General features: G+C 64.2%; 8 protein-coding genes. All 8 read right to left on the bottom strand.

The annotated features are described in order from the left end of the window. Positions 1-9 precede the first annotated feature (9 nt). Positions 10-2,997, bottom strand: a complete 2,988-nt coding sequence (locus tag EO156_RS09020; protein WP_016849841.1) for a TonB-dependent receptor — start codon at positions 2,995-2,997, stop codon at positions 10-12. Between the two features lie 325 nt (positions 2,998-3,322). Next, entirely contained in the window at positions 3,323-8,224 is a 4,902-nt protein-coding gene (locus EO156_RS09015) for an alpha-2-macroglobulin (protein WP_026006979.1), read from the bottom strand. Positions 8,225-8,874: 650 nt separating this feature from the next. Continuing rightward, positions 8,875-9,873, bottom strand: coding sequence for a nucleoside hydrolase (locus EO156_RS09005; protein WP_016849838.1), 999 nt, complete (start codon positions 9,871-9,873; stop codon positions 8,875-8,877). A 76-nt stretch (positions 9,874-9,949) separates the two neighbouring features. Next, positions 9,950-12,166 (bottom strand): TonB-dependent receptor, encoded by a 2,217-nt coding sequence (locus EO156_RS09000; protein ID WP_003483908.1) that lies wholly within the window; start codon positions 12,164-12,166, stop codon positions 9,950-9,952. Positions 12,167-12,380: 214 nt separating this feature from the next. Beyond that, positions 12,381-13,580 (bottom strand): 2-methylaconitate cis-trans isomerase PrpF, encoded by a 1,200-nt coding sequence (gene prpF, locus EO156_RS08995; RefSeq protein WP_016849837.1) that lies wholly within the window; start codon positions 13,578-13,580, stop codon positions 12,381-12,383. 233 nt (positions 13,581-13,813) lie between these two features. Continuing rightward, positions 13,814-13,966, bottom strand: coding sequence for a type II toxin-antitoxin system RelE/ParE family toxin (locus EO156_RS08985; protein WP_235801476.1), 153 nt, complete (start codon positions 13,964-13,966; stop codon positions 13,814-13,816). Positions 13,967-13,986: 20 nt separating this feature from the next. Next, positions 13,987-14,229 (bottom strand): type II toxin-antitoxin system ParD family antitoxin, encoded by a 243-nt coding sequence (locus tag EO156_RS08980; RefSeq protein WP_016849834.1) that lies wholly within the window; start codon positions 14,227-14,229, stop codon positions 13,987-13,989. A gap of 85 nt (positions 14,230-14,314) precedes the next feature. Then, positions 14,315-16,906 (bottom strand): Fe/S-dependent 2-methylisocitrate dehydratase AcnD, encoded by a 2,592-nt coding sequence (acnD, locus tag EO156_RS08975; RefSeq protein ID WP_016849833.1) that lies wholly within the window; start codon positions 16,904-16,906, stop codon positions 14,315-14,317. Between the last annotated feature and the right edge of the window lie 11 nt (positions 16,907-16,917).

The raw sequence follows: 16,917 nt of genomic DNA, 5'->3' as shown, positions 1-16,917 counted from the left end.
GGGCCGCGCTCACAGCGTCGGCGTGAACCGCAAACCCACCCAATAGGTGGTGGGCACCGAATAACTGTCCTTGAGCAGATTCTGCCCCGGGCCGGTCACGCTGGTGATGCGGCTGTGGGTGATATTGCTGACCTGGCCGATCACGCTCAACTGCTTGCTCACCGCATAGGTGGCGGTGAAATCCAGTTGCGAACGCGGCGACCAATACAGATCCTGCCAATCGATGTTGCTGACGATGGAACGCAGCGCCTTGCCTTGCCGGTTGTAGGCCGCACGCAGTTCCAGCCCGCCGGCGTTGTAGAACAGCGTTGCGTTGGCGGTGTAATCGGGCTGACCGACCAAATTGTCGAGCTTGCGCTCGCGCTGGGTCAGGCTGCTGCCGCTGCCGACGCTGTAAGGCACATCCAGGCTGCCATCCAGCAATGCGAGGTTTGCGCTGAAACCGACGCCACTCAACCACGGCGCGATCGGCCCCAACGTGTTGACGATGCCGTTGAACTCCACACCGCGGATACGCGCCTTGGCGGCATTGGCCGGCGTGCTGATCAACGCATTCGCATACGTGGTGCCGTCGAAGGTGAAGCTGTCGGTGCGCGAGAGCGTGAAGATCTCGTCCTGGATATGTTTGTCGAAGACGGCAGCGGACGCGAACGCATCGAAATCCCCGGGAAGGCGCCATTCCAGCGATAGATCCAGGTTGTTGGACACACGCGGCTTGATGTCTGGGTTGCCGATGGTGACGGTGACGCCCTGCGCGTTCGGGTTGCCGGCGTCTGTCGTATTGACGAAGCCGATGGAGGTACGCGCCGCATAGGCATCGTACGGCGGGCGGCCCAACGTGCGGCTTGCACCGGCGCGCAGATCCAGCGCATCGGTCAGGTGATAGGTCATCACCGCCGACGGCAGTAGGTAGTCGTAGTCCGCACTGGTCGGGTTATCGACGTACACGTAGTGATTGGTTGCCGCATCCAGCTGCCGTTGGCGGCCCACCGTGTCGAGCTTGGTGCTGTCGAAATGCACACCGGCCTGCACATTCAAACGATCGCTGCGATAGCTGATCAAGCCATAGCTACCGAAGGTCTTTTCGGTATGCGTGAAATTATCCTGATTGCTGAAGGCCTGCTGGTCGGTGCTGTTGAACGCGCTCAACGGCGCGGCCGCCAGCACGCGATTGGCCTTGTTCGGATCGATGCTCAGCAGATTCAAACCGGCATAGCGCATCGGCGCCCTGCCGGTGCCCACCACGTCGGCCAGGCCGAACGCCGGCGCCGTCGTATTAGGCTGATACTCGACGCGATAGATCTCGTAGGACGGCTTGTCGGTGGTATACGACACGCCTGCCGCAAAACCGATGCCTTGATCGCTTTCGCCTTGGTTGAAACCGTAATCGAGCCGACCGGTCAGGATGCGATCGGACGCGGTGCGCTGATAGTCCGGGCGCCAGTACGACAGGCTGTAATTGTCGAGATTGTCATATGCCTGCGGCGACACGCCGAACCGTTGATCGAAGCCGGAGGTGTCGTAATTGAACGCATAGTTGGGCGTGGCATTGACGGTTACGCCACTGCCGGTCTGGCCCACCGGCACCGGTGCCGGGCGCGTGATGCCGGTGGCGTACTTGATCATGCGAATCGGCTCGTCGTAGGTCGCGTCCGACCACGCTCCGCGTGCGGAAAACTGTTGGCGATCGGTGGGCCGCCAGATGGTTCCCAGCTGCGCAACCTTGGTACGCGTGGTGACGACCTGGTTTGAATAGCCCACCTCGATGTCGCCACCGGGATAACTGCCGGACGTTGCGGTTTGATTGAAGACACGGCCACGGTTGCGCGGATCGATGATGACCTCGTTGCGCTCCATGTCGTCCTTGAAATAGTAGTAGCCGGCCATCGCGTAGGCTTCGAGCGCCGCGCTGGGCCGCATCTCGAACTTGCCGGTGAGGCCATAACGGTCGCGCTGATCCTGCACGTACCAATATTTATCCTGCTGCGGCACCGCCCAGCCATTGCCGAGACTGTCGCCGGTCTGCAAGACACCGCTGTTGTCGTAGAACCCGTAGTGCACCGTGTCGGTGGTCATATGGGTTTCGGTGTAGCTGCTCAGCGTTTGATAGTTGGCAGACACGGTGACACCGTATTGCTGCTCGCTACCGAAGGTGCGGCTGCCGGTGGCGTTGAGGCGATAGCCAGGATCGTCCTGATCGCGCGGCTTGCCCACATCGTTGGCGTGGCCTAGCGCCGCCTCGGCGCTGAAGAACGGTTTGCCGCCGTTTTCGAAGGCGCTGCGGGTTTTCAGGTTGATCGCACCGCCGGTGGCGTTGGGATCCAGGTCGGGGGTGAAGGTCTTGACCACCTGCAATTCGCTGACCATCGAGGCCGGCAACAGGTCCAGGCGCACGCCGCGCGTGATCGAACCGAGCGTGCCGTTCGGTGTGCCGGGCGAGGCGATGGTGAGCCCGTCGATGGTGACGTTGTTGTACGAGGGCCCCAGGCCACGCAATACCGGCGTGGCTGCTTCATCGCGCGGATGCTCGTTATCGGTGGCAGGCAGGACGGACAAGCCAGGCACGCGCCGCAATGCCTCGACGATGGTGCTGTCGGGCAAGGCACGCACGTCGGTGGCGCTGATCACATCGGTGATATTGGTCGCCGCGCGCTTGCTTTCCACCGCAGCCGCGTTGGCGCGACGCACGCCGGTGACGTGCATGGCATCGAGGGTCATTACGCCGCTTTCAGGCGCGTCTGCGGCGGGCGCCCCGCGGCCGGCTGCATCGTTGCGCGAGGTTGTGGAGGCGGTGTTGGAGGGATGCTCTGCCACCGACGCCGTCTCTGTGGGACCCTGACTCTCATTGGATGACGCCGTGTCCGGGCGTATTGGTGACGCAAGACCCACGGCGTCGGATGACGCGCCGACGGTTTGCGCCTGCACTGCAGGCGAGCATGCGGCAATGGCCACGGCGAGAACGGACAGGTGCATACGGTACGGATCGAAGCGCTGCATGGAATCCCGTGAGTTGCGCAGCACTAACGCTGCGCCGATGAGAAAGCACGCCACCGTAAAGCGTAAAAATGACCTTCGCGTGTCGCCTGCGTCGCAGAGAAAAGACAATGCGCAGCGATGTCGCGGTATGCGAAGCAAGCACTCAGCGGCTACCGGGAAACGTCGCAAGCGCCCTGCAAAGCCCCTCTCCCTGCGGGAGAGGGGTTGGGATGAGGGTACGGGCGAAACCACTCATGCCACGCCAACTACACGAGGCTTCGCTCGTACCCTCATCCGCCCCTAGCGGGGCACCTTCTCCCGACGGGAGAAGGGCGAACGCGTCACCTTACGGCTGCACCACCGTCATCGTGGCTGGCGTGCTGCGCCCCACACCACGCAGCTCCGGCCGGTACATGTCTTCCACCAGCGATGGCGGAACCGTGTAGGTACCCGGCGTGACGGCACGCACCAGGTAATACACCTGCGCCTTGCTGCCAGATGACAGCGCAAGCGCGGCCACATAGCGATCGTCGCGGAACTCTTCGTGCTTGACGTCGGCGGCGCTGGACCGCTCGCTGATGCCGATGCCGTCCACCACCACGTCGGACCATTGCTTGGCATCGCCGAGATTGAAATTCTCGATCTCCAGGCCGGCCGGCAACAGGTCGGTGAGCAAGGCGTCGGGCATGCTGCTGTTGGCAGTGATGCTGACGCGCACGATCAACGCTTCGCCTTCCTTGAGTGGGCGCGGGGTCCACGGCTTGCCGTCGGTGGTGTACCAGCTGCGCTCCACGCTGAGATTGCGCGTATCCGGTTCCGGTGCGCTGCGCGGAATGCCGGCCACTTCCAGACTGGCGTACATCGGCGCCTCGCCTTGTGGTGCGAACTGCACACCGCGCGCCAGGGCGGCGCTGTCGAAGCTACGCCCAAACAGACGTGCAGGTGCGATCTGCTGCACCTGGTCGCCCACCGTCAAGGTACCGGACACCTGCTTGCCCTGCCCGACCATCAAGGCCTTGCCCAACCGCGCAAGCGCCACTTGCTCCTGCGTGCTCAGCCATAGCCAGCCGGTCGCGCGACGCGCATCCAGGGCGCGGCCCAGGGCCACCGCGCGGGTGTCGTACTCGGGCTTGGACAAACCGCGTTCGTGCAGCAACGCCATCATCAAGGCATCGTCCCGGATCGCGCTGCCGTAATCGCCGAAGTAGGGCGGGCGCTCGCTGCTGTCCTTGGCAAACCCGGCCTTGATCGCCGCTTCGCCACGCTTGGTATCGCCCTGCAGCGATAAGGCGATGCCCAGATGGACCAACGACAGGCCCGTCAGCGCTTTGTCGCGCTGGTTGTCGTACAGCGCGCGCAGCGTGCCCAGCGGCGCGCGGTTGACGCGTGCCAGCACGTACCCGGACCAAGCCTGATTGGCGAACTTCAAGTTGTCGCGACGGTCCTGCCCGTAAAACTCGTTGCCACCGGACAACAGATCTTCGCTCAGGCGATTGAGCGCCTTTTGCAACACGTTGTCGGGCACCGCAAAACCGGCGTCCTTGGCGTCGAGCAGGAATTCGGCAATGTATGGGCTCAGGCCCGGATTGACGTAGCCATCGTCGCCCCACATCGAAAAATGCCCGCTGGCGATCTGCATCGACGCCAAACGCCCGAACGCGCCTTCCATGCGCTCGCGGCGCTTGGCCGGCTCCAGCCCCTTGGTGCCGAGCGCCCTGGCGGTGGCATCGTCGAGCAGCAGCGCCGCATAACCCTTGCTGGTGGTCTGCTCGGCGCAGCCGTACGGATACTCCAATGCACCCTGCAATGCGCTGGCGAACGGAATCGGCGGCAACGCGCTGACCACCATGCGTGCGGTCACCGAGCCGGCCATCAGGCCATCGGCAAATCCGCTGTCCAGGGTGATCGGCGCCAGCGGATCGAGCACGCGGGTCTGCGCACGCAACACCTGCGGCCAGCCGGCGCGCACCGGCAACTCGTAGCTGCGGTCGGCCTTGAATCCGTTGCCGTCCACGCGCACGCGCACCTTGGCCACGCTATAGCCTTCGGTAGCGCTCAGCGGGAAGCTCAGCGTCTGCTTGGCGTCCACGCCGAGCTTGACGCTGCGCGACGCCTCACCGATGGCGAGCGGGCCAATGCCCTCCACACGCACGTTGAACTCGCCCGGCTTGCCGGTGAAGTTCTGCACGTCCAGCGTCACCGTACTGCGGTCGCCTGGGGCCATCACGCGCGGCATGCTGGCTTCGGCCAGGATCGGCGCACGCACGATGGTTTCCATGTCGCGATTGCCGTAACGCGTGTCCGAGTACACCAACGCCGACACCCGCAAGGTGCCGTTGAAATCCGGCACCGGCAGTTGCACGCGCGCGTTGCCTCGGGCGTCGAGTTTCACCGAGCCGGAAAACAGGTCAACCGTCTGCACGCGCGCGGTCGGGCGCTTGGCCTGCGGCAGGGCTTCCAGCGCCATGTCGCCGCCGAACTTGAGCTTGCCGCTGGCGCCTTCGAAACTCTCGATCACCCGCCCATAGATGTCGTACGCATCGGTCCCCAGACGACGCTGCGCGAAGAACTGCGCGTTGGCATCGGGCACCGGGAAACGGGTGATGTTGAGGATGCCCACGTCCACTGCCGAAATGGTCACGTGCGCGGCCTTGCCCGCCAGCTCGGGCACGCTCACCGTCACCGGCAGGGGCTGCTCGGGGCGCATCTGCTTGGGTGCGGACACGCCCACCGCCACCCGCCGCGCCTTGCGGTCCATGGGCACATAAGCCACACCCACCGCACGTGCCGGGGTGATCTTGCTGGGCGCACTGCCGCCGCGGAAGACCAGTGCGGTGACATACACATCGTGGCGCTCCCACGCCTCGGTCACCGGAATCTCGAAGCTGCTGCCCGGCTTGACGTCGATGTCCTGCACGTACAGCAGCTTGTCGCTTTCCACCAGCAGCACGCCCTTGCCGGCATGCGGCGGGGTCAGCGTGACGGTGAGCGTATCGCCGGCGCGGTAGCCGGTCTTGTCCAGCGCCAGCTTGACCTTGTCCGGGCGCGCATCCAGGCCACGGTTTTCATCGTTCCAGCTCCAGCCGGCGCGGAACGGGTAACGCGTGGTCAGCCCGCTCGCCGGGTCGAAGACGTCCAGGCGGTATTCGCCCCATTCCACCGGGAAATCGATCTTGGCATTGACGCTGCCCACATCGAGCGTGCGCGTGTCCTTGTTTTCGAAGCGCCGGGTGAAGTCGTAATCCCAGTGATTGTCGGTGTAGTTCCAGTGGTAGTCGCGCAGCTCTCGCACCAACGTGACCTTCAGGCCCTTGGCCGGCTGCGGCTTGCCATCGGCATCCACGCGGGTGACTTCGAAGCGCGCCGTCCCATTGGCATCGGCGCCGTCTTCGTCGTCGAACAACGGACGCACGCCGACCAGGGCCTTGGCCGGCCACAGCACGCGCTTGAGGGTGCGGGTGACCGTGCGCCCGCCGGTTTCGTACACGCTGCCGGAGACGACCGCGGCAATCGTGCTGACCGGCTTGGCCTCGGCCGGCAATGCGATGTCTTCGCGCAGGATGCCGTCGCCACCGAACTCGGTATCGATCACGTCCTTGGCTTCGCGCGGCAGCTCCAGTGTGGGGTCGCCGAAGAACCAGCCGGGCAGCGTTTCAAGCGGATGCTGCTCGACGCTGACTGCCAGCTTGGCGGTGAAACGGTTGCCAGCGGCCGGTGCGCCGTAAAGATACGCGGCATTGGCCACCAGCTTGAACGGCTGGCCGGCGCTCAAGATCTTTTGCGTGCTGTCCAGGTCCAGCTTCATGCGCTCGGGCAGGAACTCTTCCACGCGCACGGTCATGCCCTGCACGGCGTCCTTGCTGGCCGGATCGGTGCGGAATTCCACCTGCCAGCGGCCGGTCGGCGCATCGGCCGGAATCTGCTGGGCGAATTCGAAATAGCCCTGCTCGCCCGGCAGCAGTTTGGTCTCGCGGAAGATCTTGCCGTCCGGCTGCTTCAGGCGCAGGAACACCGGTTGCGGCTTGGTCGGTTTGCCGTCGTTGTCGCGCAGGATCGCCGACACCCGCATGGTTTCGCCGGGGCGATACAGATCGCGACCGGCCCAGGCGAACACATCGAACCACGCGCCCTGGCGCCCGGCCACGGCGAACTCGCTCAGATCCAATGCCGGCTGGTTGAACGGCAGTAGCGAAATGTCGGTCTTGCTGCGTGCGGTCAGCACATGGCCGGCGTCGAGCGTGTAGTTGAGCAGCGCATTGCCGTTGCCGTCGGTCGCACCTTTCAGGAACAACTCGCCCTTGGCGTCGAGGATGCGCAGCTCCACGTTCTTGATCGGCTCGCCGCTCTGCAACGAGGCGGTGTGGACGAACAACTTGTCCTTGTAGGCGCGCGTATGCAGGCCGATGTCGCTGACGGTAAAGAACGCGGTGTCGAATTCGTTTTCGAAACTGCCGGCGCGCTTCATCACCGCGAAATACAGACCCGGTTCCTGCAGCTCCTTGATGTCCTGCGTCGGCAGGTAGGTCAGCACGCGCTCGTTCTGCTTGCCGCCAAGGATGAAGCGATTGACGTACACCGGGTCGGCCAGTTGGGACAACAGCTGGTTGCCGCTGTACTCGCTCTCCAGATCCCAGCTGCCGCGGCGCCCGCCACGCTGGAACTGCTGGAAGAATGCCGGCAGCGATTTTTCGCGCACGCGCAGGAACTCGACATCCACCTCCGGCACGTTCACCGACACCACCGGCAGGCCACGACTCTCGCGCGCCGGCAGCACGCTGCCCTGCGAAGCGAACCCGGCCACCGGCTTGAGTTCGCCGGTGTAGACCTTCTGCTTGAGCGGCTTGCCCAGGCGGCTGCCGTCGGCGGCCAGCAGGTTGGCGTCGACCAGTACGGTGTAGTCCTTGGCCGCTTCGACGTACGGGTAGCGCAGCGTCTTGCCGTCCTCGGACAGCGTCCAGCTGCTGTCGCCCGTGCCGACCTTCTCTTCGAAGCGCACCAGCGCATCGAAATCCTGCGTACCGACCAGCGGCCGCGAGAATTCCAGTGCCAGCGACAGGCCGTCGCTGGTCTGGTCGGGATAGGCACGCGCCAGCGCGAAACCGGTGATGGCCTGCTTGTCGGCCTTGATCGCCTCGCCGCTTGCCGCGGGCAGCTGACCGCTTTCGTTGCGCTTGCACGCCACCGCGCCGATTGCCACGGCCAGCAACACCGCCCACAGCAACATCCGCCGTGTGCCCGACCGCATCATCCGTGATCCCTGGCTGTCCATTCGTGCTACTCGCAATGTGAGAACGCAAGTATAGCGACGCCGCGCATCTGGCTGATGGCGCCAAAGCGACGACCTGGCTGCTTGCCGATGGGCGGCAAGCGTGCGCTGCTGGCGAGCGTTGCGATGGCAACGGTGCGCTCGGCTGTGGCGAGCGCAGTGGTTTTGTTACAGAGCAACTGGGCTGAGACTTGGCTGCAGGGCTCTTGCCCGCCCCTCATCGCAGGACACGCCAAAGGTCCCGCGACGGTGAGCGGGCAAGGACCAATGACGATTGGCCGGTGTCTCTGAGGGCAGTGCTCAAAGCGCTTTTTTGATCGCCCCTCGCTCGTTCTGTCGTCGCGTCCATCGAATGCCAAACAATCGATCCGCGACAGCACGCTAGCCGAGTCGAAATGACCCGCTTTCAGTTGGTCGCCAGCTGACTGTCTGGCACGGTGACCTCGCCGATTGCGGGACAGTTGGCGGCATGGATGCCGCCATCGGGCCTCCAAGGCTGGATTCACGGCGTGTCCCGCAAGCGGTGAGGGCATCGCGCTGTCGACCAGCCAGGCTTTTGACTAGCTCACAAAGAGCTGCAAAAAAAGCACTCGCCGCGGGGCACAGGCATTGACGACATTTGTTCCCCGCTATCAGGGCAACTCCAGCAACGCACGCATGTACAGTTCGATCAGCGCCGGCTTATCCACGCGCAGACAGGCCTGCACATTGGGCGCACCAGCGCCTTCGCGGGTATAGCCTTGCGCATCCACGTCCAGATGCAGCGGCGTGGTCGGGCACAGCGCCGGGCGTAGCAGCCAGGCCACCGGCACTACGTCGAACAATGTGGGCGTGGCACTGGCCCAGGGCTGGTCGGTGTTGCGCCACTGGTAGTACAGCTGCGTCAGCGCATCGGTCAGTCCATCACCGTGCGCGAACAAGGCCACGCGCTCGGGCTCTTCCAGCGTGATCTGCGTGGCATCCAGCGGCAACAACACGATGGGCACACCAGATGAGAACACGCGCTGCGCTGCCGGCACGTCGGCCAGGATGTTGTACTCCGGCGCCGGCGTACTGACCGGACGATACGCAGACTTGCCATAGCCCACCCGCACAGATCCGCCCATCGCCACCACACGCTTGAGCTTGGCAAAGCCGGCCGGGTCGCGTTGTTGCGCCAGCGCCGCATCGGTCATCGGCCCCAGCACCAGCAAGGTGACCTCGCCCGGATGCTGGCGCGCCTGCTGCAGGATCATCGCGGCCGCATCAGGCAGTGCCGCCGGCATCTGTCCCTTGGCCGCCCAGCCTGCCTGGCTAAACGCAATGCTGCTGGTGGTACGCGCGCCCACCGCCAGCGGGATCTCGCTGCGCCCGGCCTGCTGCAACAACCGCTGCAGCAACTGCACGCGCAACGTGGTGTCGCCCCATGCCGATGCGATGCCCAGCACCTGCAACTGCGGACGACGCAGCAGCAATCCCAACGCGAACGCATCGTCGATATCGTCGCCGATGTCGGTGGAGACCACCACTTTCTCGGTCTGCACCGATGCCGGCATGGATGGCACGGCCGCGACGGACTGCTGCGCCGACGCGGCAGTGGACACGCACCACATCGCTACCAATCCCCACGCGCGCTGCCAGGTCCGCCGCATCTGCCCACTCCTGCTGCCATAAAAAAACCGCCGGCATGATCGCCGGCGGTTCGATAGTGCTACACCAAAGCGCCGATCAGAAGTTGGCGCGGAACTGCGCACCCACGATGCGCGGGTCGTTGATGAAGCCGGTGAGGTTGTTGAAGTCGATCGCACCGGTCACGCGGATCTGGTTGGTGCAGTTGCGGCAGAACACCGACAACTCGTACGCACCCGCGCCCCAGTTGTAGCCGATCTTGGCGCCACCTTCGACCAGCGGCTGGCCGGTGAATTCCTTGGAGTCGTACAGGAAGAAGTTCACCTCGCTGCGGTACGACCAGTCGGTGTAGAAGAACAGCTCGCCGTCGTTGCCCATCGGAATGCCGTAACGCAGGGTGGCGTTGGCCATCCACTTCGCCGCCTGCGGCAAATCGTTGCCGTCGATCACTGCGCGGCCGGCCGCGTTGATCGGGTCGGTGACGGTGCAGGTGCGGCAGATGCCCACCGACAGGTTCGGGTCGTCGATGCGGGTCCAGTTGTAGGCGCCGCCTGCGGTAACGCGCAGGTTCTGGGTCAGCAAGGCTTCGAAATCGAACTCCGCACCGCGGGCCTTGGTCTTGTCGGCGTTGAGCAGACGTACGTCGTTGGACGCACCACCCACCGCCGTGAGCTGCTGGTTCTTCACCCGGAAATCGTAGATATCGAAGCTCAGGCGCGCGCGGTTGTCGAACAGGTCCGACTTGATGCCGAGCTCGAACGAATCCACCGTCTCCGGCTCGGCCACGGTCAGCGGCGCGGTGCCCGACGGCACGCCGAAGCTGGCGCCGCGGAAACCGCGTGCGGCACGTGCATACACATTGACGTCGTCGTTGATGGAGAAGGTTGCCGCCAGATCGCCGGTGACCTTGGAGTTGTCGGTCTGCCCGCTGGACGGTTCGACCAGGGTGACGCGGTCCAGCGCCAGCACGTCGAATGTCTTCTTGTCGTAGGTGTAGCGGATACCGGCGCGCAGGTTCAAACGGTCGGTGGCCGCGTAGTTCAACGAGCCGAACGCCGCCCAGGAGGTATTGCGCTGGCGGGTCAGTTGGTAGCTGGCCAGATCGCCGCCGCTGAGGGTGTTGTAGGTGTAATTTTCGCCTTCCACATCGTCATGGAAGTAGTACAGGCCGGCCTGCCAATTGAGCGGGCCGTCGTACTGCGATTCGGCGCGCACTTCCTGGCTGTACTGATCCAGGCTCTTGATGCCGCCGGCGGTTTCCACCGGGAACGGAATCACGCCCGGGCCCGACGGCGGTGCGAACACCGCACCGAAGCCACCGTCGATATCGCCACGGCTGTAGTACTTGCCGATGCCTTCGTATGCGGTGATCGAGTGCAGCGCGATGTCGCCCAGATCCCAGCTCAGGTTGGCGCTGCCGCCGTAGGTCTGCAGTTCCTGGCGGTTGGCGCCGTCGATGAAGGACTTATCCGCATCGAAGCCATCCACCAGCTGATTGGTACCGGGCTGGATGATGTTGGCGCGGAACAGGCGCGCGGTGCCGTCCAGATGGCGCGCATGCGCATTGAACAACGCGCTGAAGTCGTCGCTGGCCTGGTACAGCAGCTGCAGGCGCACGGCCGAATCGGTATAGCCTTCCAGATCGCGGCCGTCGCGGTTTTCCACCCAATCGTCGCGGCGCTGGCCCAGCGTGGACAGACGCGCCGCCCAATGGTCGCCCATCGCGATGCTCAGGCCGCTTTCCAGGGTCATGGTGCCGTAGGTGCCGTAGGACAGGCTGGCGTAGCCGTCATTGGCGCCGATGGTCGGCTTGACCGAATTGAACTTGACCACGCCTGCCGGCGTGTTGCGGCCGAACAGCGTGCCTTGCGGGCCGCGCAGCACTTCCAGGCCTTCCAGATCGAAGATCGGGAAGCCCTTCAGGAACGCGTTTTCCTGCACTACGTCGTCATAGATCAACGATACCGGCTGCGAGGCGTAGGTGTTGAAGTCGGTATTGCCGTAGCCGCGGATGTACACGCGCGGGAACACACGGCCGTTGGACGATTCGATGTTCAGGCTGGGCGCCTTGCCGGCCAGCACGCGGATGTCCGAACCGCTGGTGGAGATGGCATCCAGGAATTCCGGACGCAACACCGATGCCGATACCGGCACGTCCTTGGAGTCTTCCGAACGCCGCTCGACCGTGACCTTGACCGCATCCAGACGCACGACGCCGTCGTCGCTGGGCGTCTGCTGGGCAACGGCATGGAGCGGAAGAAGGGAAACGACGGCAACGGCAAGCGCGCTGATCTTGAGCGACCGGCTGGCGGACATGGGAAGAACTCCGGATTCTGGTGGCGGGGCGGCCCGGCCTGCGTGCCGCGGTGCAACAGAATTAACACGATTTACACAAATATGGCAGAGCGCGTGCGAAAAAGTTTCCGGAATTCGAAAACGTGTTCGAATTAATGCAACGCAGTCTTGCGATTTATACGACGGCAAGTGGGAAGCTCCGTTAGCAGCGCTGGCCATATCCCCCTTTACAGGCTTATCCAACCTCGGTAACAGGCGCCGGCACCCTGACCCAACCCTCCATCAACACCCGCGCACTGCGACTCATCAGCGCCTTGGTCACCTGCCACTGGCCCTCGACCAGCTGCGCCTGCGCGCCGACCCGCAAGGTGCCGGACGGATGCCCGAATCGCACCGCCGAGCGCGCCGCACCGCCGGCAGCCAGATTGACCAGCGTGCCCGGCACGGCCGCAGCGGTGCCGATCGCAACTGCTGCAGTGCCCATCATCGCGTGATGCAATTTGCCCATCGACATCGCACGCACCAGCAGATCGATTTCTGCCGCGTGCACCGGCTTGCCGCTGGACGCGGTGTAGTCGGCCGGCGGTGCCACGAAGGCGACCTTGGGCGTGTGTTGCCGCGTCGCGGCGTCTTCCACCTTCGCAATCAGACCCATCCGCACCGCACCGTGCGCGCGCAATGTCTCGAACATGGTCAAGGCGCGCGGGTCGCCATTGATGGCGTCCTGCAGCTCGGTCCCGGTGTAACCCAGGTCGCGCGCGTTGACGAAGATGGTGGGAATGCCTGCATTGATCAGCGTGGCATCGAGCGTGCCCAGCCCGGGAATCTCCAGTTGATCGATGACGTTGCCGGTGGGAAACATCGCCCCGCCGTCGCCTTCGGCATCGTCGGCCGGGTCGAGAAATTCCAGCTGCACTTCCGCCGCCGGAAAGGTCACCCCATCCAGTTCAAAGTCGCCGGTCTCCTGCACCAGCCCACCGGTCATCGGCACATGCGCCACGATGGTCTTGCCGATATTGGCCTGCCAGATCCGCACCGTGGCCACACCATCGCGTGGCACGCGTGCGGGATCGATCAAGCCGCTGGCGATGGCGAATGGCCCCACCGCCGCCGACAGATTGCCGCAGTTACCGCTCCAATCCACGAACGCGCTATCGATGGACACCTGCCCGAACAGGTAGTCCACATCATGCCCATCGCGCGTGCTGGCCGACACGATCACGCTCTTGCTGGTGCTCGATGTGGCCCCGCCCATGCCATCGATCTGCTTGGCATACGGATCCGGGCTGCCGATCACCCGCAACAACAGCGCATCGCGTGCAGCCCCCGGCTGCTGCGCGGCGGTCGGCAGATCCTGCAGACGGAAAAACACGCCTTTGCTGGTGCCCCCGCGCATGTAGGTGGCGGGGATGCGGAGTTGGGGAAGATGCGGCATGGAACCTCGGTTAGCTCACTGGATGGAGTCGCAGCAAAGGGGATATCGATTGCAGCAGTGCAAGCGCTCAGCACCACGCGTGCGTTATGCAGTTCATTGTGCTTCGCTCATCCATGCGGGGAGGTCGCGCTGCATCCGCAGCACACGCCAGATCACAATGCTGGTATCACGCTCAACGTAGAAAAGTAGGTAGGGAAATCCGTCGAGCGGCCACACGCGCACATCCTGCAGCTTCACATCACCGCATAGCGACTTGGACCAGCGCTAGGATGCTGCACGAGCATGTCGACCGCCGATTCCAGTGCGTCAACAAACGCCAGTTCGACCTCCAGCCCCGCCTGTTCGCCGTACCACGCGGCTGCGGCCTCGACATCGCGCAGCGCCAACGGACGCCAGTGCGCAGGCTTCACTGCTCGCTGGCACGCGCGTTGGCACGCGCTCGCATCGCGTTGAAGAAGCCGGCGTCGGCCGCCACTGCCGGTCCGGAGTTCGCTCCACCAAGCAACACACCACGCAGCTGTTCGATATCGCGTTGCTTGCGAATCAACTCACGTAAGTACTCGCTGCTGGAACCGTAAGCATGCTCCGCCACCTGCTGATCGACGAACTGCTTGAGCTCGTCAGGCAAAGAAATGTTCATGGTGGCCATACCGCCTCCGGATGGCAAAGATTGCCAAAGTGCGCGCGCCCCGTTCGGCAGGTGCAAGCCGACTGGGGCGTTTCAATCAGCGCTCTCAGGCAGCCGAGGCTTCCAGAAAATCCTGCGCAAACCGCTGCAACACGCCACCGGCTTCGTAAATCGACACTTCCTCTGCGGTATCCAGTCGGCAGGTCACCGGCACCTGCAGCTGCTCGCCATCACGCCGATGGATCGACAACGTCAGCGTGGCGCCCGGCGTGCGCTCACCCACCACGTCGAAAGTTTCGCTGCCATCGATGCCCAAGGTCCTGCGGTCGGTGCCCGGCTTGAACTCCAGCGGCAGCACGCCCATGCCGATCAAGTTGGTACGGTGAATCCGCTCGAAGCCTTCGGCGACAATCACTTCCACACCGGCAAGCCGCACACCCTTGGCTGCCCAGTCGCGCGACGAGCCCTGCCCGTAATCGGCGCCGGCAATGATGATCAACGGCTGCTTGCGCGTCATATAGGTTTCGATCGCCTCCCACATGCGCAGCACCTGGCCCTCCGGCTCCAGCCGGGCCAGCGAGCCGGCTTTGATCTGCCCATCGACCACTGCCATTTCGTTGATCAACTTGGGGTTGGCAAACGTCGCACGCTGGGCGGTGAGGTGGTCGCCGCGATGGGTGGCGTAGGAATTGAAGTCCTCCTCCGGCACGCCCATTTGCGCCAGATATTGCCCGGCGGCACTGCCGGCCATGATCGCGTTCGACGGCGACAGGTGATCGGTGGTGATGTTGTCGCCCAGCACGGCCAACGGGCGCATGCCGCGCAGCGTGCGCGCGCCGGCCAACGCGCCTTCCCAGTACGGCGGGCGCCGAATATACGTGCTGGCCGGGCGCCACTCGTACAACGGGTTCACGCTGATCCCCTGCCCCGCGCTGCGCTTGAACATCGGGTCGTACACGCTGCGGAAGTGTTCCGGCTTGACGCTGCGCGCCACCACTGCGTCGATCTCGACATCGCTCGGCCACAGATCCTTGAGCGTGACCGGCACGCCGTCGGCGTCGATGCCCAACACATCCTTCTCGATATCGAAGCGCACGGTGCCGGCAATGGCATAGGCAATCACCAGCGGCGGCGAAGCAAGAAACGCCTGTTTGGCATACGGATGGATGCGCCCATCGAAATTCCGGTTGCCCGACAGCACCGCCGTGGCATACAGATCGCGATCGATGACTTCCTGCTGGATCGCAGGATCCAGCGCCCCGCTCATGCCATTGCAGGTGGTGCAGGCAAACGCCACGATGCCGAAGCCCAATTGTTCCAGCTCGCTCAGTAAACCGGCTTCTTCCAGGTACAGTTGCACTGCCTTGGATCCCGGCGCCAGCGAGCTTTTCACCCACGGCTTGCGGGTCAAGCCACGCGCATTGGCATTGCGCGCCAGCAAACCGGCAGCGATCACGTTGCGCGGGTTCGAGGTATTGGTGCACGAGGTGATCGCTGCGATGATTACTGCGCCATCGGGCATCTTCCCCGGCACCTGCTCCCACGCACCGGCAATGCCACGATCCGCCAGTGCGGTGGTGGCCACGCGTTTGTGCGGATTGGACGGCCCGGCCATGTTGCGCACCACGCTCGCCAGATCGAACTGCAGCACGCGCTCGTACTGCGCGGTGGCCAGATCGTCTGCCCATAGGCCGGTATGCCGCGCATAGGTCTCCACCAATGCGACCTGCGCATCGTCGCGACCAGTGAGCCGCAGGTAGTCGATGGTCTGCTGGTCGATAGAGAACATCGCCGCCGTCGCACCGAATTCCGGCGTCATGTTGGAAATGGTCGCGCGGTCGCCGATGGTCAGCGCCCGCGCACCATCCCCGTAAAACTCGAGATACGCCCCAACCACGCGTTGCGCGCGCAGGAATTCGGTCAATGCCAGCACGATGTCGGTGGCGGTGATGCCAGGCGCCGGCCGGCCGGTCAATTCCACGCCGATGATGTCCGGCAGGCGCATCCACGAGGCGCGGCCCAGCATCACGTTCTCCGCTTCCAACCCGCCGACGCCCACCGCGATCACGCCCAGCGCATCCACATGCGGCGTGTGGCTGTCGGTGCCCACACAGGTATCCGGGAACGCCACGCCATCGAGCGTGTAGATCACTGGCGACATCTTCTCCAGATTGATCTGATGCATGATCCCGTTGCCTGGCGGAATCACTTCCATGTTCTCGAACGCACGCTTGGTCCATTCGATGAAGTGGAAGCGATCGGCGTTGCGGCGATCTTCCACGCTGCGATTCTTGGCGAACGCCTGCTTGTCGAAGCCGGCGTATTCCACTGCCAGCGAGTGATCCACGATCAACTGCACCGGCACCACCGGATTGACTTGTGCCGGGTCGCCGCCCTGCTCGGCAATGGCATCGCGCAAGCCGGCAAGATCGACCAATGCGGTCTGGCCCAGGATGTCGTGACACACCACACGTGCCGGAAACCACGGAAAATCCAGCTCGCGCTTGCGCTCGATCAACTGCCGCAGGTACGCCTCCAGCAGTTGTGGCTCTGCACGCCGCACCAGATTTTCCGCATGCACGCGTGCGGTGTACGGCAAGGTCGCATACGCACCGGGCTGCAGCGCATCGACGGCAGCGCGTGCATCGAAGTAATCCAACGAGGTGCCCGGCAAGGGCTTGCGGTACTGGCTATTCATGGCTGGCGATA

This window comes from Xanthomonas sp. DAR33341 (assembly GCF_003992815.1).
GTDB classification, from domain to species: Bacteria; Pseudomonadota; Gammaproteobacteria; order Xanthomonadales; family Xanthomonadaceae; genus Xanthomonas; species Xanthomonas cissicola.
The sequence above is the reverse complement of the archived record's forward strand: the minus strand, read 5'-3'. Positions and strand labels throughout refer to the sequence as shown.